This window comes from Paucibacter sp. KCTC 42545, assembly GCF_001477625.1.
Taxonomy (GTDB): Bacteria; Pseudomonadota; Gammaproteobacteria; order Burkholderiales; family Burkholderiaceae_C; genus Paucibacter_A.
In genome coordinates, this window is record NZ_CP013692.1 from 4,541,492 (window position 1) to 4,558,675 (window position 17,184).

The 17,184-nt window shown below is 62.3% G+C and carries 16 protein-coding genes and 2 pseudogenes; 8 read left to right on the plus strand and 10 right to left on the minus strand.

The features are described from left to right. Positions 1–4: 4 nt before the first annotated feature. A complete protein-coding gene (locus AT984_RS19470; RefSeq protein WP_058721517.1) occupies positions 5–820 on the minus strand; it encodes a substrate-binding periplasmic protein in 816 nt (271 codons plus the stop codon). 159 nt (positions 821–979) lie between these two features. On the opposite strand from AT984_RS19470, the gene tgt reads away from it, so the two are divergent. Then, entirely contained in the window at positions 980–2,116 is a 1,137-nt protein-coding gene (gene tgt, locus AT984_RS19475) for a tRNA guanosine(34) transglycosylase Tgt (RefSeq protein ID WP_058721518.1), read from the plus strand. A 72-nt stretch (positions 2,117–2,188) separates the two neighbouring features. Continuing rightward, the gene (locus tag AT984_RS19480) at positions 2,189–2,677 is read left to right on the plus strand and encodes a hypothetical protein (protein WP_058721519.1); all 489 of its coding nucleotides are present in this window, start codon (positions 2,189–2,191) and stop codon (positions 2,675–2,677) included. Positions 2,678–2,680: 3 nt separating this feature from the next. On the opposite strand, the gene AT984_RS19485 is transcribed toward AT984_RS19480, so the two are convergent. Further along, a complete protein-coding gene (locus tag AT984_RS19485; protein ID WP_156422121.1) occupies positions 2,681–3,331 on the minus strand; it encodes a hypothetical protein in 651 nt (216 codons plus the stop codon). A gap of 192 nt (positions 3,332–3,523) precedes the next feature. On the opposite strand from AT984_RS19485, the gene AT984_RS19490 reads away from it, so the two are divergent. The 5 genes from AT984_RS19490 to AT984_RS19515 all read left to right on the plus strand — a co-directional run bounded on the left by AT984_RS19490 (position 3,524) and on the right by AT984_RS19515 (position 10,597). After that, a complete protein-coding gene (locus AT984_RS19490; protein ID WP_058721521.1) occupies positions 3,524–4,894 on the plus strand; it encodes a tyrosine-type recombinase/integrase in 1,371 nt (456 codons plus the stop codon). Between the two features lie 116 nt (positions 4,895–5,010). Beyond that, on the plus strand, positions 5,011–6,906 hold the full coding sequence (locus tag AT984_RS19495; RefSeq protein ID WP_156422123.1) for a hypothetical protein: 1,896 nt from the start codon (positions 5,011–5,013) through the stop codon (positions 6,904–6,906). Between the two features lie 3 nt (positions 6,907–6,909). Continuing rightward, positions 6,910–8,949, plus strand: coding sequence for a hypothetical protein (locus tag AT984_RS19500; RefSeq protein ID WP_058721523.1), 2,040 nt, complete (start codon positions 6,910–6,912; stop codon positions 8,947–8,949). Beyond that, a complete protein-coding gene (locus AT984_RS19505; protein WP_058721524.1) occupies positions 8,949–9,416 on the plus strand; it encodes a hypothetical protein in 468 nt (155 codons plus the stop codon). The genes AT984_RS19500 and AT984_RS19505 overlap by 1 nt, the downstream gene beginning before the upstream one ends. A gap of 587 nt (positions 9,417–10,003) precedes the next feature. Then, complete coding sequence (locus AT984_RS19515) at positions 10,004–10,597, plus strand: GNAT family N-acetyltransferase (RefSeq protein ID WP_058721526.1); 594 nt, start codon at positions 10,004–10,006, stop codon at positions 10,595–10,597. On the opposite strand, the pseudogene AT984_RS24005 reads toward AT984_RS19515, so the two are convergent. The 7 genes and pseudogenes from AT984_RS24005 to AT984_RS19545 form a co-directional block, all read right to left on the minus strand. Beyond that, positions 10,479–10,907: pseudogene (locus AT984_RS24005) on the minus strand (hemagglutinin repeat-containing protein); the annotation flags it as partial. The gene AT984_RS19515 and the pseudogene AT984_RS24005 sit on opposite strands and share 119 nt — an antisense overlap. A gap of 163 nt (positions 10,908–11,070) precedes the next feature. Next, the gene (locus tag AT984_RS19520; RefSeq protein WP_058721527.1) at positions 11,071–12,774 is read right to left on the minus strand and encodes a flotillin family protein; all 1,704 of its coding nucleotides are present in this window, start codon (positions 12,772–12,774) and stop codon (positions 11,071–11,073) included. Positions 12,775–12,809: 35 nt separating this feature from the next. Further along, entirely contained in the window at positions 12,810–13,442 is a 633-nt protein-coding gene (locus AT984_RS19525) for a YqiJ family protein (RefSeq protein WP_058721528.1), read from the minus strand. Beyond that, a complete protein-coding gene (locus tag AT984_RS19530) occupies positions 13,439–14,125 on the minus strand; it encodes a PspA/IM30 family protein (protein WP_058721529.1) in 687 nt (228 codons plus the stop codon). Before AT984_RS19530 ends, AT984_RS19525 begins: the two co-directional genes overlap by 4 nt. A 1-nt stretch (position 14,126) precedes the next feature. Then, positions 14,127–14,648, minus strand: coding sequence for a hypothetical protein (locus tag AT984_RS19535; protein WP_058721530.1), 522 nt, complete (start codon positions 14,646–14,648; stop codon positions 14,127–14,129). 135 nt (positions 14,649–14,783) lie between these two features. Further along, positions 14,784–15,230: a hypothetical protein gene (locus AT984_RS19540; RefSeq protein WP_058721531.1), complete on the minus strand. Its 447-nt coding sequence runs from the start codon at positions 15,228–15,230 to the stop codon at positions 14,784–14,786. Next, entirely contained in the window at positions 15,227–15,655 is a 429-nt protein-coding gene (locus tag AT984_RS19545) for a hemagglutinin repeat-containing protein (RefSeq protein ID WP_058721532.1), read from the minus strand. Before AT984_RS19545 ends, AT984_RS19540 begins: the two co-directional genes overlap by 4 nt. A gap of 67 nt (positions 15,656–15,722) precedes the next feature. On the opposite strand from AT984_RS19545, the gene AT984_RS19550 reads away from it, so the two are divergent. Further along, positions 15,723–16,754: an IS5 family transposase gene (locus AT984_RS19550; RefSeq protein ID WP_058721533.1), complete on the plus strand. Its 1,032-nt coding sequence runs from the start codon at positions 15,723–15,725 to the stop codon at positions 16,752–16,754. A gap of 46 nt (positions 16,755–16,800) precedes the next feature. On the opposite strand, the pseudogene AT984_RS19555 reads toward AT984_RS19550, so the two are convergent. Further along, a pseudogene (locus AT984_RS19555) lies at positions 16,801–17,175 on the minus strand (hemagglutinin repeat-containing protein); the annotation flags it as partial. Positions 17,176–17,184 lie beyond the last annotated feature (9 nt).

Consider the following 17,184-nt stretch of genomic DNA (forward strand, 5'->3'; position numbering starts at 1 on the left):
CCGCTCAGCTCGGCAGGTCGGCGTTGGCGTCCAGGCGCAGGCTTGGCAGCAGTTCGGTGCCGACGTAGCGTTTGAAGATGGCGTCCAGCGTGCCATCTCGGCGCATGGACAGCAGGGCTTGACGCAAACGCCGCCGGTCGGCCTCATTGACCTTGTGGCGGGACACCACCAGACCGGCGGTGATGTGGTCTTGGGGCGCCCAGTCCAGCAGATCAAACTGCTTGTGTGCCTCCTCCCGACGCACCAACAAAGCCCAGGTGGTCGGCAGGGCCAGCATGGCATCAACCCGGCCAGCCTTGAGCACGCGCAGCGCGGCTTCGAAGTCCGGCGCCTCCATCACCCGCTGTTGCGCGCGCAATTGCTCCAACCACGCGTCGAGGACGAGGCCATGCTTGAAGCTCTTGACCACCACGATTTGACGGCTGCTGTCCGCCAAGAACGCCGCCATGGAGGTCAGTTGCGAGTTCAGCCCTTTGGGCATCAGCACATAGTTGTGCGACTGCATATAGAGCATGAACTCGGCATATTGCTCGCGTTCCGGCGTTGGGATGCCGGATACCGTGATGTCGAGTTGCTGCCGCGCCAACTGGTCCCAAATGCGCACGCGGGACTCCAGCACGGGCTGGAAGACGCAGCCGCTGCGCTTGGCCAACTCCGCGATGACATCGCGGTCTATGCCGGAAAACTGGCCTTGTGCATCGCGGAAGTACAGCACGCCATGCTCATAGAAAGCCACTTTGTAAGGGCCGCAGGCCAGCACCGAGCCGCTGAGCAAAGCTAAGCTGGCGGCAAGCAGGCGCAAATAGCGGGTCACGATCATCGGAGTGAGGGGCTGCGGATCAAGCGGCTCATCCTACGTCAAGGCTTGGCCGGCCGTGGGCGTGAAGACCCGGACCCGCCGGGCCGCTGTATCGCTAATTCAACGCTTGGCGCGTCACCGCAGCGCCGCTGGATCAGCGCCTGCGACAATCGGGCCACTATGCTGAAGTTCGACCTCCTCAAGACCGAGGGCCGCGCACGCCGCGGCCAGATGACGCTTAACCACGGCGTTGTGCAAACCCCCATCTTCATGCCGGTGGGCACGTATGGCACCGTCAAGGGTGTTATGCCGCGTTCACTCGAAGAGGCGGATGCGCAAATCATTCTCGGCAACACCTTCCACCTCTGGCTGCGGCCGGGTCTGGACATCCTCAAACAGTTCGGCGGTTTGCACCGCTTCGAGAGCTGGAACAAGCCCATCCTCACCGACAGCGGCGGCTTCCAGGTCTGGAGCCTGGGCGAGATGCGCAAGATCACCGAGGAAGGCGTGCGCTTCGCCTCACCCGTCAACGGCGACAAGCTCTTCCTGACGCCCGAGATCAGCATGCAGATTCAAACCGTGCTGAACAGCGACATCGTCATGCAGTTCGACGAATGCACGCCTTACGAAAGCAAGGGCGTGTTGACCACCGAGAAGGAAGCCCGCGTCTCGATGGAAATGAGCTTGCGCTGGGCCAAGCGCTGCCAAGACGAATTCGCGCGCCTGGAGAACCCCAACGCCTTGTTCGGCATCGTGCAGGGCGGCATGTTCGAGAGCTTGCGCGACCATTCCCTGGCCGGCCTGGCCGAGCTGGACCTGCCGGGCTATGCCATCGGCGGCTTGAGCGTCGGTGAGCCCAAGGAAGATATGCAGCGGGTGCTCAGCCACATCGGCCACCAGCTGCCACCGCACAAGCCGCGCTATCTGATGGGTGTGGGCACGCCGGAAGACTTGGTCGAAGGCGTCAGCCAGGGCATCGATATGTTCGATTGCGTGATGCCCACCCGCAATGCCCGCAACGGCCATCTGTTCACCCGCTTTGGCGATCTGCGCCTGCGAAACGCTCGCTACAAGACCGATGAGCGCCCGGTGGACGAGACCTGCAGCTGCTACTGCTGCAAGAACTTCTCCCGCGCCTATCTGCATCATCTGGATCGCTGCGGCGAGATGCTGGGCCCCATGCTGGCCAGCATCCACAACATCCATTACTACCTGAACCTGATGAAGGAAGTGCGCGACTCGCTGGAGCAGCCGGGCACCGATGGCTTCGCCTCCTTCAAGCTGAAGTTCGCCGCCGATCGGGCGCGTGGGGTTTAGCCCCCCCTTGAGTCGCCCGCCCGCCGCCATGTCTTTTGGCAGCGGCCGGGCGCTCGGCCATGATGGCCGCTCATGCTGAAAACCTTGCTCACGCCCCTGCGCTGGCTGATTCGCGTTCTGCTGGCGCTGCTGATCCTGTTCGAGGAATGGGGTTGGGCGCCGCTCTCGCGGGCCATGGCGCGGCTAGGGCAGCTGCCCCTGCTGCGGCGCCTGGGGCCGCTGATTCGCGGCCTGCCGCCTTATGCGGCGCTGTGCCTGCTCTTGCTGCCCAGCTTGCTGATCATTCCGGTCAAGCTGCTGGCGCTGTGGCTGGTGCTGCAGGGCCGCACCTTGTTGGGCCTGGCGGTGGTGGTGCTGGCCAAGCTGGCCGGCACGGCCTTGCTGGCGCGCTTGTTTGAGCTGATTCAGCCGGCCTTGATGCGCCTAAGCTGGTTCGAGCGCCTTTACCGGCGCTGGATCGGCTGGAAGCAAGGCCTGATGGATTGGCTGCACCAACAAGCCCTGTGGCGCAGCGCGCGCCTGCTCAAGCGGCGCTTGCGCAGGATTTGGGCGCGCCACTGAGTTTCAAGCGGCTGCGCTTGGTGCGGTGGCGGCTGCTTCGGCAGGGCTTGGGCCCGATACGTGCAGATCGACCCGGCTGAGCAGGCCATCTGCGCCGCTGAGTTGCAGCGTCAGCACCGGCACATCGGGCCGGGCTTTGCGCAGTTTTTCCAGCAGTTCGGTGGCACCCGCATCCGCCTGGCCCAGGCAGACCAACTCGCCGGCCGTCAAGCGCTGGCGGGCATGGCGCAAGGCCAGCTCGGGTGGGGCCAAGGGGCAGGCCAGGGTGGCCCGCCACAGCCAACCCGCGACGGGCCGGGCGACCAGGGGCCGGGCCATGAAGAAGTTGATGCTGCGCGGGCTGGCCGCCGTCAGCAAGAGGGCATGGCTGGCGCTGACGGGCTTGCTCTCCAGCAGCAGCAAGGCCGCGCCTGTGGCCGGAATGGCGCCAGTGCCGCTGTGGCCCAGCCGGTAGCGTAGGCGTGAGCAGACAAAAGCGATCGCACGCAGCAGGTATTCCGGCACCAGCACGCAGATATAGACCGCCATGGCCAGATTGATCAGGCCCACGGTCAGAAAGACCTCGGGGATGCTGAAGCCCGCGCCGATCAGCACGCCCGCGCCCAGCGAGCTAGCAATCATGAACAAGGCGTTGAGGATATATATAGGATCCATTCTCTGTTCACAGACGGGGTCAGGTCTTGTCTCCCCTGAGCTTCATTTCTCCTGTGCTCAAGCCGCAAGTACCGATCCAGTGAATTAGTTCACAAGTTAGCATGACTTGTTGCAAAGTGGGTATTTGCTCGGTGTCAAAATGTTCATAATTTTAGCAGATTCATAGGTGAGCGGAATCTAGTTGCTAATCCAGTGTTCACCGCTAGGAGAAGGCTTCGGGTCGTCGTGAACATAGTTAAGGTCGAGACAATTGCCTTGAAGGCCGTGGAAGGCCTTAGTTCTGAGGATTTTCTCCACTGTCAGTTGCCTATAGGTTTCCCGTTCCTCGTCGACCGGGACAGCCAGGAAATCATTGAGCCCGTGTTTCGCTTCGTGTGGACACGGCACGTCAAGGATGGAAATTTCCGCCGCAACACTGCCAACGCCGAGGTCAGCGACCTGAAGGACTGGTACGTCTACCTTGCGATGTTCGAGAAGGTCTGGAGCGATGTCTGTCGGGCCGACATTGAGGACTATCGGGACCTGATGTCTAAGCTGGTCAGCCCGAAGACCCACGAGCACTATTCACTGAAGACCGTCAGCCGCCGGGTGAGCACTATTCAGGAGTTCTACCGCCACTTCAACTTGAGTGGGGAGACGGACGTTGATGTCGGCGACCGTGCTATTGAAGTCAAAGCGCGACCGCACGACCAGGATGCCTTGACCCACATCCGTGGAGGAGGCTCCAGGAAGAGCAGCGAGGTGCTGCCGGTACAGGAGAACGCTCCGGACGATGAAGTCCGAGCGATGTCCAGCAGGCAGTACCAGCTCATAGCGAATGTGCTGGGCCCGACACCGGGGCTCGATCCGGAGGACCGTAGGCCTGTTCGGGACCGGCTCTGGGCGGAGCTTTGCATCCACACTGGCCTACGGCCTGGCGAGCCGGAGAGGCTGACGATCTACGATATCCTCGACCTTAGCCCTCAGAATCCAACGAACCCGTTGGGCATCACCTACCTGGGCATTCGTGGCAAGGGGGGCAAGTTCCGCAAGGTCGAACTGCCGAACCAAGTTCTCGTTTGGCTACACGGGTACATCGAGAACGAGCGTGAAGAGGCCATTGCAGAGGGAGTCCGCCGCGGCCATATCAGCGCAAGGTCGAAGCCGTCCTCGTTGTTCCTCAATCACACAAGCGCTGGTCAGCATGCTGGCAATCCCATGCGGTACCAAACATTTCATGACGTGTTCGCGAACGCCGTGAAGACGGCGGCAAGCTCGGGCGGGCAGTCTGCCGGCTTGCTCCGTACGGTGATCAAGACTGACCCAGACACCACCGAGAAGTACACGGTTCGGGAGCCCAACTTCTCGCCTCACTGCCTGCGTCATACCTTCGCAGTCTGGTACTACCTGGGTGAGCGGGCGGCCGGCAACGCTGAGCCCTGGAAGAAGCTACAGGTGCTCCTTGGCCATGCCCACTTGGAAACCACCACCAACACCTATCTGCGGGTCGCGGGCGAGTTTGAGGCGATGGTATCTGATCGCGTGACTGAGCACCTTGCGGGCCTTCTTCGCCTAGCCCGATGACCAACAAGTCCACCTCACCCAGCAGACCGAATCGATACGCTCAACTCAAGCTAGGTCGACTCGTCGAAGGCCTAGGGCTGGCGAACTCGGTAGTAGCAGCTCCGGATGAGCCGGTCATGCCAGTCATGTGCGATGTGCCAGCCGCTGCTGAAGCAAGAGCCAAGCGTGCGACACGGTACGACCAACTCAATTTTGTGGGTCATCCCAAGGTCATGTCGATACTTGACGCGAAGGCCGCCGTTGTAAGCAGTCGGGCGTTGTTCCTGAGGATCGAACGTACAGTTAGTACGCTCATCATCGTCGGCGACGGTTGGCAGTTTGACGCCTCGCATTGGCTCACGGAGCCTGAGATTGTGGGCGCCATCCTATGGGGCCTCGAGGCCTGGAGTGCGGGTCAGCAGAGCAACACCGTCGACACCCGAGTCGGGGAACTTGATCGAGGGTTCTGGCGCTACTTGGCGCAGGTGAACCGTCAAGGCGCATTGAGCCTCCGGCAGCTCGACACCCGGTGGATTAGTGGTTTCGTGAAGTGGCTGGATCGCAAGGATGAAGCAGGCACCCCCGTGTGGTCGCCAGCGACCAAAGCAGGCCACCTCACCGCTTTCCGAGTCGTGCTCAAGAAACTCATGTGCGCCGCGCAATGGGCTGGGCGATTGGCGCCAAATCTGCAGATTCCCAGCTCCACTTGGAAGGGCGGTGGCCGCAGACGTAACCCTCGCGAGGTGTTGGATGACGCAACAGTCGCTCGGCTGCTTGCGGTATGCCGGGACGAGGTGCTATCGACCGCAACACTGTTGAAATCGGCATGGGCCGAGATGGATGCGTCAATGGACCAAGCTGACGTCAATGCCCTGCCACGCAGCGCGGCAGCTTGGCGGGCGATCTTCGCCCGACGCTATTCAGACTCGGTTCCCCACGATACCTGGTTACGCCTAAACGACGTCCAACTGCGTTCGGCGCCGAAACGTCTGGGCACGTCCTTCGTGGAGCTGAGGCGTCCCGTGATGCCGCGAGCGAGAGACTTAGTCCCCTTCGTTCTTCTTTTGGCCTTGCCGACCAGCTTCAATCCGGATTCTCTGCGTGGCCTTAGGCAGTCGCAGATCGACTATCCGGAGGAGTTCGGCGGACGGCGCATCCGGTTTCGCCCGCCGAAGGGGCGTGCAGGTCGGAAGCAGATTCGAACGTTCGCGGTAGGAGATCCCGTAGGGCCAGAAGCGCTGGTAGCGATGGTTGAAGCGTGGACAGCCCATATTCGGCGCGTCGCGCCTGCACCGCTTAAGGACAGGCTGTTCATCTTCTTCAGTCCCTTGTCTGAGACCGCCGAGAGCACGCGCGCGCCAATCGGTGACTTCGTGGGCAACAGTGGGGCTTCAATGCCACGCTCCTGGTACACGGCGCTGCGGCAGTTTGTGGAGGAACACGATCTTCCCAAGTTCACCCTCGCCCAGGTGCGGCCGACGTCGCTCGACCTTGTTCATGAACTCACAGGAGGCGACCTCAAGGCGGTCCAGGCCGCAGGCAACCACCGAAGTCCGCAGGTGATTCTGGACCACTACACTTCCGATGCTGCGCGGCTGCGGAACAACGAGAAGTTGGCCGCCGCGATGCAGACTCGGGACCGGCTAGTTGAGACCCAAGGAATGGTGGCCGATCCGAGGACGGAGCCTCAGGAAGCGGACCGTGGCTGTGCCACGCCTGGCTTCACTTGCCTGGACCCGTTTTCCTCACCGATGCCGACGGAGGTGGAAGGACGGCTGTGCAAGGCCTATGGCATGTGCCCGACCTGTCCTCTGGCCTGCGTCAACCTGAAGTCGGCCTACGTTGGGGCACGACTTCTTCAGTTGCGTGCGACCGTCCAGGTCGCTCAGGCCGAACTGGAGCCGCGGCGATGGCACGAGTGCTGGCGGGCAGTCGGGGAGCGCCTGGACGTCTACTGGCTGCGCCTATTCGACGATGACGTCTTAGCCGACGCGGGGACGCTCACGCTCTCACCGCTGCCTTCCGTGGAGTAACCGATGCGAACACAATCCCAACTGCTAGCGAAGGAGCTTCGCCCAGAAATGAAGGTCTCGTCGCGCAGCTACTGGCGAGACCCAAAGTGGTACCTGGATGTCCAGAAGGTTGGATTCCGTGACAGCGTAGGCAGGTTCAACTGGGGGATTGACATGGGTAGTGGGTCCACTCTTCTGGACCCCGCGTGGGAGGAGCTGCTGGAGGACTGCCGTGTCTTGGTGTACTCACTCGTCTATGACCCGCGCATGACGGGCGCGCAAGATGCGTTCACCGTTTCGACCAGGTTCGGTACGCAACTCCGCAAGCTCCTGACGTGGATGGCTGAGTTTGGCTATGACCACTTCGGCCAACTCGATTCGGAAGCGAGCTGGGAGTTCTACGAGCACGTCCTAAATTCCCATCGCAAGGCGAAGGCAGAGGTCACTCCGCAGTCCCTGCAGAACGACCTCCAAGTCCTAGTCACGATCCATCGGCATTCGCTGGCCCTACAAGACGCGGGCGCCCGCGTGATACCCGAGGCGCCCTACAACGGTGAAGCTCCTGGGAAGGTCGCAGACAAGGCTGCAACCGCAGCAGATGGGTGGATACCTCCGCTGCCAGACGAGGTCGCGCTAAAAATTCTCGGTACAAGTTTCCGCTGGATCGAGCAGCCGATGGATGACGTGCTGGCTTTGATCGCCTTGCAGCAGCGCGTTGTTCCGTCTAACGGGACAACTGTTAGGGGCCGTCCCGTGGAAACGGCACTTGCGAGCTTCGTATTCTCCGTTTTGCCGGGCGAAACGGAGCCGTGGCACCCTTCGCTGAACACGTCCCTCGATGTCGCGTCGCCCCAGGCGTCGCGCGAACTTCGCAAACTGGTCCTCCACGCCGGCGCTGCCTGCGCAGTCCTAGTGCAGGGTACGACCGGCATGCGTATCAGCGAACTCGCCGCATTGCGGGGCGGCACCGACGCCGAGACTGGTCTTCCCAGTTGCGTGCGGATTCGACCGTCCAAGACGGGACTGAACGAGCTGTTCATGGTGCAGTCGCAGGTCACCAAGATTTATGATGGAACCGTCATGGAATGGGTGATTGGCATGCGCCCCGCCGGCAGCGCCTACATCCCCCCAGCAGTACGCGCAATTCAACGGTTGGACGCGCTGTTCAGCCCATGGCGCGATGCAGTGACTGCACCCCAATTGATCCTCACCCCAGCCGGGGTGACCACGTTGGGCCGCACGACTGGGGTCAGCGCTACGCTCGAGCAAATCTCAACGAACATGAAGAGATTTGTCGCAGCGTACTGCGGCCTCGAGACTCTCCCTGACGTCCTGCAGACCCCCTCGGGCAGTTTGGACCTTCGTGTCTACAAGACTGGTGAGGGGTTCAGGACTCATCAGTGGCGAAAGACTTATGCGTTGTACGCGCTTCGCACGGATTCGCGAATGCTGCCGGCCATATCTCAACATTTCAAGCATATGTCCATGGCGATGACAGAGCAGGGCTACATCGGAAATGACCCGGGGCTGCTGGACAGCATTGACTCGGTGCGGAGGCAGCGGACGGTAGCCTTCTTGTTGCAGCAGGCATCGGGAACGACGGTCATTGCAGGTGGCATGGCCGACTTGGTGAGGGAGCACCGCCAGCGTCTCAAGGATGTCGTCGGAGACGCCAAAGGAACTGACGCCTATCTACTGATGGAAGAGTGGGTCGTCCAGGGCGATGTTCGTATCTGGTTCGCCGAGCATGGGAAGTGCTTCATGAGCCTGACGCCCGGTAGCGCACGTTGCCACTCGATAGCAAAGACTGACCCCTGGCTGATGCGGCACCCGAACTATGCGAACCGCACCGCCTCAGTGTGCGGTGGCTGCAAGTGCTTTGCCGTAGATGGGGAGCATGTTGAGTTCTGGAAGGAGCGGTACCAGCGGAATTCGGCGGTGCTTGCCGCGGCCGGCGCGGACCGTAGTGCCGGGTACAAGGTGGCGCAAGAGCGAGTGCGTCAGTCTGAGTCGATCTTGCGGACCCTCGGTGCACAGGTGAACGAAGTGGGAGTGGATGAGTGATGACTGAACGCAAGCTGCAGCCGCCGGCGCCGGTGGACGACCTAGAGAAGGACTTCCTCGATGCGCTGGCCCGGCTACAGGCTGGACGTCCCAAGAACAAGGACTTGGCCGCGAGCGCCAAGAAGGGGACGCTGCGCATCACCCTGGTATCTGTGGCCAAGGAGGCGGGTCACTCGAGGACCTTGATTGGCCATGACAAGTGCAGGTACCCCAACACTCGCGACTTCATCGTCGCGCTGCGTGAGGACCCGGAGAATCCGACGCGACTGCAGGACGTGGTTGCAAAGAAGCGCGTGGAGTCGGTGAGGTTGAGCCGCGAGTTGAGGCTCGCCCAGAGCCTGAATGCCACTTTGCTGTCTCGTGTTCTTCGGCTGGAGAAGGATGTGGTGCGCCTGCAGCGGGAGAACCAGCGGAGGCGCGAGAACAAACCGGTGGCCAAGTTGGTGCCGATCAGGGGCGGGGATTAGCCGCTGACACTCGAGGTCCTGTCCAGTGGCTGCGGTGAGAGGCGCAGGTGGCCTTCTACCGCGGCCGCTTCTGAGCCTGTCAGAAATTTTGTGTGTAAGGCGTAGCATGTCGACAAGGGGCATGCATGCCACGCAAGACAGAGACCACCGTAGCGACGGACAGGGCGACGCAGCCGTAATTCACAGCCGAGCTGGAGGGCAGCTTCCAGCACTTCAAGAAATCAGTGCTTGAGCGGGCGCTGGGCGCCGAGATGAGGCAGCACCTGGGCTACGCGCCTGGCCAGGCCAAGCCCGAAGGTGGCCCCGCCAATCGCCGCAAAGGCAAGAGCAAAGGCAAGAGCAAGGGCATTGTCCGGAACTGCGAGGACAAGATCCCAGAGGCACCACTAGCTACGGTACTAACCTCCCGTGTAGACATCGGTTGTACCGCCTTGCCTCCACTCATTTTCTATGCGGGTTTGCAGGCCAGTGCCTGAGCTTCCCAAACAAGGCGCTTTGGTTCCCTTGAATGGCTTGTTTGTGTAGGCAATTCTGAATCGCCTCATCTTTCAGGGAAAATCGTCGCTTGCAACTGGTTGGAGTCGGACATGATCGCGAACGAACTCGTGCGACGAATTCGCGCATTGAGCGGGCGGAAAGTCGTGAAAAATCTGCCAGAGATTACAGTCGCGACAACGTCAAATTTCTACAAGGCGTTTACGTCGCCGTGTCCCGAAATCAAAGCGACGATGCGAAACAGGCATGGTGAGTTAGTGGGGGCGGCGACGTATGCAGTCTCACCTCTTGCGGATCGTACATATTTGTTTGACATCTTGATTTCCCCTGCTCACAGGCGTCAGGGCTACGGCATTGCAATGCTTAAGTACTTGGCGATCACACACGGTCATCCCATCACAACAGTCAAAGAATTGGGAAGTGCGCGCGATTTTTGGGCTGCGGCCCGAAGCCCGGCAGTTGAAGGTATCACATTGACTGAAACCCTGAGCGAGAGCGAATTACCTGCCGAAAAACAGCGCTGGGCCGTTGCCAAGAAAGCTGAGATTGAGCTACTTGAAAAGGCGATCACCGAGCGGCTCGTGGTGGGGCGGGAGCCCTGGCTAACTGCCACCAGCCGTGGGCTTTCACAGAAAGAACGAACTCCCGAGGTGAGAAACAGTGATTTGCAGGGGTGTGCCCCGTAAGCTGCTCGACAATTGCTGCAGTGCCAATGTCGGAAATAGCCCACGTGTTGTGGTCACGCTCTTGGCTGAGCTTGCGGGTGCCCACGGTGAATCTAATGCCGCCCGAGCTCAGCAGGCCGCTGGTGGTGGTGCTTTGGTCTTGTGAGGTGGTCAGCTTGTTGACGGCGGAGACGATGCTCACATCCCGCCCTGCAGTGAGCTTGGTGCCGGCATCGCTGATGACGGTGGAGCCGCTGAGGCTCAGGTCACGCCCTGCGTTCAGTCGAACGGTGTTGCCGCTGATCGTGCTGGCGTTTTGCAGGGTTTCTTCAGACCTGCTGGCGGAAGTTTATGTGCTGTGGCTCAGCAAACCGCTGGATTTTTGGCGGCTCGCTGTGCTGGTCTTGTTTTGCGTGGCCAGGGCGTTGACCAACAGATCATTGGCAGCGCTGAGTTGCACTGCGCCTAAGCTGCTGTTCAGGCTGGCGCCCCAATCAGTTGCTGGGCTGGGCCTGGTTTGCCGAGCCTGGCTGCAACATGCTTGCCAGATTGTGAGCAATGCCCGTGATGCCCTCGTTGCTCAGGCCCGCGTCCTTCATCACTGCGTCGACGATGGGCTTGGCAATCTGGTACTGCAGGGCCGAGTTCATCACTTGCTCAGGGAAGGTGCCGGCCGGGGCGGTGGTAGCTCCTTCCTGCGCGCTACTTGAGGTGCCACCGTTCATGCCATTGACCTGGAAAATGCGGATCGAATCGATCTTCTCCATCGGCCGCACCGCCTGTTCGATGACCTGCGGCAGTTGCTGCAGCAGCAGGGTGCGCACCTGCAGGTCGATCTGCGCGGCCGACAAGGTGTTCAGCGCCTCGTTGATGGCGCGTTTGCCTTCTGCTTCGGCCAGGGCGGCGGCCTGCTTGGCGCGTGCTTCGATGGTGATGGCCTCGGCGCGGTCCAGCGCGGCTTCCTTCTCAGCCGAGGCTGAGACCTTGACTGCAATCGCCAGCTGTTCGGCTTCCTTGCTGGCTTCGATCAGCTGGATGTTCTTCTCCCGCTCGGCTACGGCCACCTGACGGGCGGTGTTCACGCCTTCCTCGGCCTTGACGGCATCGGCACGTGCCTGGTTGGCCAAGGCGTCGGCGACCGATTGTTCCTTGCTCTTGTTGGCGATCGCGATCGCCATGTCCTGGCGGGCGATTTCCACCTGCTTGCGTTGTTCGGCGCGCTGCATCTCGGTCTTGCGCTCGAGCTCGATCTCGCGCGTCTGCACGACCAGGTTCTTCTCGATCTCTGCCGATTTGATCTCGCGCTCGGCCTCGATCTTCTTCTGCCCGACCTGGCGCTCGGCCTCGATCTTGGCCGCCTCGGCCTCGCGGCTGCGCTCGGCCTGCTGGGTAGCGATCTGGGCCGACTGCTCGGCCCGCGCGGTCTCGACCTGGCGCTGCTGGGCCAGGGTGGCGAATTCTTGGTCCTGCTCGATGGTCAGCTTCTGGCGCTGCGCTTCCAGGTTCTTGGTGCGCACCTGCATCTCTGTTTCCTGCTCGACATCGTTGCGCTGCTTGCGCCGCGCCTCGGTCTGCTCGGTCAGGCGGGTGAGGCCCTCGGCGTCGAAGGCGTTGTTGGGGTTGAAGAACTGCTTGTCGGTCTGGTCCAGGCTGGTCAGCGAGACTGATTCCAGCTCCAGGCCGTTCTTCTCCAGGTCTTCGGCCACGGCGTTCTGCACCGCCTGCACGAAATCACGGCGCTTGTCCTGCAGTTCCTGGATGGTCATGGTGGCGGCGGTGGCGCGCAGGGCGTCAACGAATTTGTCCTCCACCAGCGACTTAAGCGCCTCGGGCGCCAGGGTGCGTGTGCCCAGGGTCTGGGCCGCAGTGCTGACGGCCTCGGCCGTTTGTTGCACGCGCACGAAGAAGGCGGCGGTCACGTCCACGCGCATGCGGTCCTTGGTGATCAGGCTTTCGCGTTCGCGGCGCATGACTTCGAGCTTCAGCGTGTTCATATTGACCAGCACGCGCTCATGAAACACCGGCAGCACGATGGCGCCACCGTCCATGATGACCTTTTGCCCGCCCAGGCCGGTGCGCACAAAAGCGGTTTCCTTGGTCGAGCGCTTGTACAGGCGCGCGAACACTAGGCCGATGGCCAAAAGGCCCAGCAGGGCGATGCCGGCGATGCTGCCGAGTTCGATCAGATTGTTGTCCATGGGTTTCCTCTTCCTCCTTGAATCATATGGGTGGCTCAGCGTTCGACCAGGCCCGGGTGCGGGTTGCGGATGGCGCGGTAGATGGCGCCGTTCTTACGCACCAGCAGCAGCTCGCTGCCTTCTTCGAAGACATCGTCGGCCAGGTCCGGTTCGACCAGCAGATGGTGCACGCGGCCATGCTCGTCGCGCACCCGCGCTTGCCCGGCCAGGCCCCGGCGGGCGTGACCGGCATAGACGGTCGCGATCCGGCCCAGCAGGCTCTGGGCACTCACTGCCGTGCTTTCGTCGCGCGGGATGATGTGGGCCACCAGGGCGCCCAGGGCGCGTGTCGTGGTCAGGCCTGCCGGCACCGCCGCCAGGCCGGCGATCCAGGCCGGCAGGTAGTGGCCGACCAGACCTCGGCTGACCAATTGCAGGCTGTAGCCGAACAGGGCATAGCCGGTCAGGAACAGCAGCAGCACGACCAGGGCTGGCACGCGGCCCAGATGCAGCCAGCCCAGCACCCGGTCGAGCGCGCCGTCATGGCCAGCTTCGGGCAGCCAGTCGTCCAGCCAGTTGCTGGGGCTCATCGAGATCATCATGCCCAGGCCTTCTAGCAAGGCGATGCCAACGATCATCGCGAAGGCGATGCCGAAGGGCAGGTTCTCCGGGGTGGTGAACAAGCTCATGCCTGGCCGTCCGTGCCGGGTAGCTTCAGCTGGGCCAGTCGGGCCTCGATCTGCTTCTGCCGCACCAGTTCCTCCAGCGTCTGCAGCTTGCTGGCATCCTCCAGCCGACCGGCGCGGGCGACGCCACCGAGCCCGGTCTGGCGCTCATAGATGCGGTCAAAAGCGCCGGTGGCGCCGGCCATGCGCTGCTCGATCTGGGCCGCGCTGCTGCCTGGGCTGGCGGCCGTGCCCGCGCTACTGGCCCGGCTCTGGCGGAACTGGCTCAGCGCCGCCTCCATCTCTCGCCGCTTGGCCAGCAGGGCGTCGACATAGCCGCGGTGCTCGCCTTCCTGCTGGGCCAGCTCGGCCAGGCTTGCTTCCAGCAAGGGCAGCTGGGCCTCGATGTCCAGCTGGCGGCCCACGGCAGCGCGCGCCAGGTCCTCGCGGCTCTGGCCCAGTGCGGTGTCGATCTGGGCTTTCAGCGTGTCGTGCTGGCGATTCAGCTCGGCATGGCGTTGCTGGGCCAGGTGCCGGTTGGCGGTGACCGTGCCCAACTCGTGGCGCACCTCGTCGACCACCTGGTCGAGCTCGCGCAGCGCCTGCTCCATCATCGCCTCGGGCGCGCGGTCCTCGATGCGGTCCAGCAAGGCATGCACGCCGCTAGCCATTGCGCGGGTGACGCGGGATCTCAGGGTCTCGGCCATATCAGTCTCCTTTGGGGCTGCTGTGTTGCAGACGTTGGATGGCTTGCGCCAATTGCAGGGTGCCGCTCAAGTGACGCTGCACCACATCGGGGTCGAACGCCGCCGCGCTCGGCGTGGTGGCTTGGCGCATCAGCGATTCGGTGTGGGCCAAGCTGCGGCGCACAAGCTTGTCTTCCAACTTGGCTGCCTGCTCGAGGCTGCCGACCTCGGCGCTGATTAGCAGCGCCATGGCATGGCTGATGTGTTCCAGGGCCTGGCTCAGCACCTCGGAGTGCCGGCCAGTTCCGGCCTCCAACAAAGCCAGGGCATTGCGTGGCCGGGCGGCCAGATCGCGGCACCAGGCCAAGGCGGCGACGAAGTCGAAGGCTCCGTCATGCTGGCGCTTCAGCTGGCCCAGCAGCACGCGCAGCTTGTCGCTGTTGGTGCTGGCGCCCTCGACCTTCAGCTGGGCCAGCCAGAGGTAGAGGTCGCTAGGGATGCGTGCCGACAGCGGCTCCATCGTCGTGCTCGTCGATTGCGTCATGGTCCTGCTCCTGCGGGGCTGAAACGACCCGATGCGAGGCAGTATATTCGTTTGAATTCAAACGACAACACCCCCGAAAGGGGGTGTCGAGCGCGGCCGGGGGCGCGACGGCTGTACCGCCGCAACCTCAACGCATCAGTGCTTCAACCCCGCCTTAATCAGCAACAGCAGCTGCCGCTGGTGCTGCAGCTGCTCGGGGTTGGCTTTGCTAACGCCCACGGTCAGGCTCAGGCTGATGCCTGTGTTGTCGGACTTTTCTTCAGCGTCTTTGGCGAGCTTGGCCAGATCCTTGGCGGCTTCGACGGCCTTGAGGGCCGCTGTGGCTGCCGCAAGCGCCTTCATGCGCGGGTCTTCGGCTTGTGCTGCCATCTTGGCGGCGCTGGCCGCAGTCATCGCACTGTCCAGACCGGGCCCGCTCAAGGCCAGGGTCAAGCCGCTTTGGCTGAAGGCGGTCTTGTTGACGTCACTGGCCTTTTGCTGGGCCTCGGTGATGGCCTCGCTTTGCGCCAGGATGTCGACGTTGCCGCTCAGGGACTGCACCGCAGAGCCGGTTTGGGTGTAGCCCTTGCCGGCTTGGATCAAGACATCTCCACCCAGGCTGGCCACGGTGCTGGCCGCCGCTCTGTCGCCCTGTTGGTCTCGCTCTTGCCCACGGTAAAACCAATGCCGCCCGAGCTGAGCAGGCCGCTGGTGGTGGTGCTTTGGTCTTGTGAGGTGGTGAGGTTGTTGATGGCGGAAACGACACTCACATCCCGCCCGGCAATGAGCTGGGTGCCGGCATCGCTGATGACCTGGGAGCCGCTGAGGCTCAGGTCTCGCCCTGCGTTCAGGTGAACGGTGTTGCCGCTGATCGTGCTGGCGTTTTGCAGGGTTTCTTCAGACCTGCTGGCGGAGGTTTGTGTGCTGTGGCTCAGCAAACCGCTGCACTCTTGGCGGCTCGCCGTGCTGGTCTTGTTTTGCGTGGCCAGGGCGTTGACCAACAGATCATTGGCGGCGCTGAGTTGCACTGCGCTTAGAGACCGCTGCATAACTTCCCTAATGCGCGGAACACGAAGATGCGGTGCAATACCGGGCATGGACAGTTTCTTCCTGATGGGTGCCAAGCCCCTGGTTCAAGACTCGCCGACGATGAAGTTGCACGAGTTGCTGGATTGGGTTGAGATCAGCCACAAGCTCAAAGGGCTGTACAAACGGGAGATCAGCAATGGCGGCGGACCTGAGCCCTATGCGCCGCTGGCGATGTTCAAGCTGATGCTGCTGGGCCAGTGGCATGGTCTGTCGGACACGCAGTTGGAGCATGCGCTCAAGGTTCGACTGGACTTTATGGTGTTCACTGGCTTCGAGCCCGGTGACGACAGCTTTCCTGATGCCACCACCATCTGCCGCTTCCGCAACCGATTGGTGACGGCCAAGCTCGATCAAGTGCTGCTGCGCCGGGTCAATGTGCAACTTGAAGGCCAGGGGCTCAAGGTGGCCGGCAGCCGGGGCGCCATCATCGACGCCACGATCATCGAGAGCGCGGCTCGGCCGAATCAACACATCGAAGTCGATGAGGACGGCCAGGCCGATGTGGTGGACAGTGCAGACGACGAAGCCCGCTGGGTCAAGAAAGGCAAGGACGCCTTCTTCGGCTATCGCGGCTACAGCGCGGTGGACACAGAGGATGGCTATGTCGAGCACGTCGAAGTCCACTCCGCCAACCAAGCCGAAGTCAACAAGTTGCCCGGCATCGTGGAGGCGCTCGCAGCGCAAGGCGTCCAGCCTGAGGGTGTGCTGGCCGACAAGGGCTACGCGAGCGCAGCCAACCGGGAGTACCTCAAGAACAAGGTCATCGGCGACCTGATCCAGTTCAAGGGGAGCCGAGGCAACCCGGTGCATCCTTTGCAGACGCAGATGAACCGGGCCATCGCCACGCTGCGCTACAAGGTCGAGCAAGGCTTCGGGACAATGAAGAGAAAGTTCCACTTGAGCCGAGCACGGTACTTTGGCGCGGCCAAAACGCAGGCGCAAATGGCGTGGGCGGCGCTGGGTGTCAACCTGCTCAAGGCGATGAGGAAGCTGCAAAGCGGGCGGCTGCAGCCGTGTGCAGGGAGTAGTCCGTCTTGATGGGCCAAAGGGCCCGAAGGAAGGGCCGAAAACCCTTCAAAACGCTCTAAAACCGAGCGATTTTTTCCGCATCATGGAATCCTCGGCTGCCGCTGAGGTGCGCGAGTTTGCGGAACGGGTTATGCAGCGGTCTCAGGGTGATGTCGCCCGTCTTGGCGATGACGGTGAGGTCTTTGCCGGCGGTGAGTGTGCCGCCACTCAAGCTTTGTTGGCTGCTGGCCGCTTGGGAGAAGCCGCTGCTTTGCACCCCTTGCATGTCTGAGCTTTGGGTGTTGAGGCCGGCGGCGATGTTGACGCTGGCGCCTTGCAGGCCCAGCGTGTTACCGGCGCTCACTTGGCTGGCTTTGAGATCCAGGGCGGCGCCTGCGATCAGTGTGGCGTTTCCTTCTGCACTGAGCTGGCTGCCGAACTGGGCGGTGCTGGCGGACTG

What these genes read in the sequence shown, in the direction of transcription:
- AT984_RS19470 (WP_058721517.1), bottom strand. Translation starts at nt 820, where the DNA reads ATGATCGTGACCCGCTATTTGCGCCTGCTTGCCGCCAGCTTAGCTTTG.
- tgt (WP_058721518.1), top strand. Translation starts at nt 980, where the DNA reads ATGCTGAAGTTCGACCTCCTCAAGACCGAGGGCCGCGCACGCCGCGGC.
- AT984_RS19480 (WP_058721519.1), top strand. Translation starts at nt 2,189, where the DNA reads ATGCTGAAAACCTTGCTCACGCCCCTGCGCTGGCTGATTCGCGTTCTG.
- AT984_RS19485 (WP_156422121.1), bottom strand. Translation starts at nt 3,331, where the DNA reads ATGGATCCTATATATATCCTCAACGCCTTGTTCATGATTGCTAGCTCG.
- AT984_RS19495 (WP_156422123.1), top strand. Translation starts at nt 5,011, where the DNA reads ATGCCAGTCATGTGCGATGTGCCAGCCGCTGCTGAAGCAAGAGCCAAG.
- AT984_RS19500 (WP_058721523.1), top strand. Translation starts at nt 6,910, where the DNA reads ATGCGAACACAATCCCAACTGCTAGCGAAGGAGCTTCGCCCAGAAATG.
- AT984_RS19505 (WP_058721524.1), top strand. Translation starts at nt 8,949, where the DNA reads ATGACTGAACGCAAGCTGCAGCCGCCGGCGCCGGTGGACGACCTAGAG.
- AT984_RS19515 (WP_058721526.1), top strand. Translation starts at nt 10,004, where the DNA reads ATGATCGCGAACGAACTCGTGCGACGAATTCGCGCATTGAGCGGGCGG.
- AT984_RS19520 (WP_058721527.1), bottom strand. Translation starts at nt 12,774, where the DNA reads ATGGACAACAATCTGATCGAACTCGGCAGCATCGCCGGCATCGCCCTG.
- AT984_RS19525 (WP_058721528.1), bottom strand. Translation starts at nt 13,442, where the DNA reads ATGAGCTTGTTCACCACCCCGGAGAACCTGCCCTTCGGCATCGCCTTC.
- AT984_RS19530 (WP_058721529.1), bottom strand. Translation starts at nt 14,125, where the DNA reads ATGGCCGAGACCCTGAGATCCCGCGTCACCCGCGCAATGGCTAGCGGC.
- AT984_RS19535 (WP_058721530.1), bottom strand. Translation starts at nt 14,648, where the DNA reads ATGACGCAATCGACGAGCACGACGATGGAGCCGCTGTCGGCACGCATC.
- AT984_RS19550 (WP_058721533.1), top strand. Translation starts at nt 15,723, where the DNA reads ATGGACAGTTTCTTCCTGATGGGTGCCAAGCCCCTGGTTCAAGACTCG.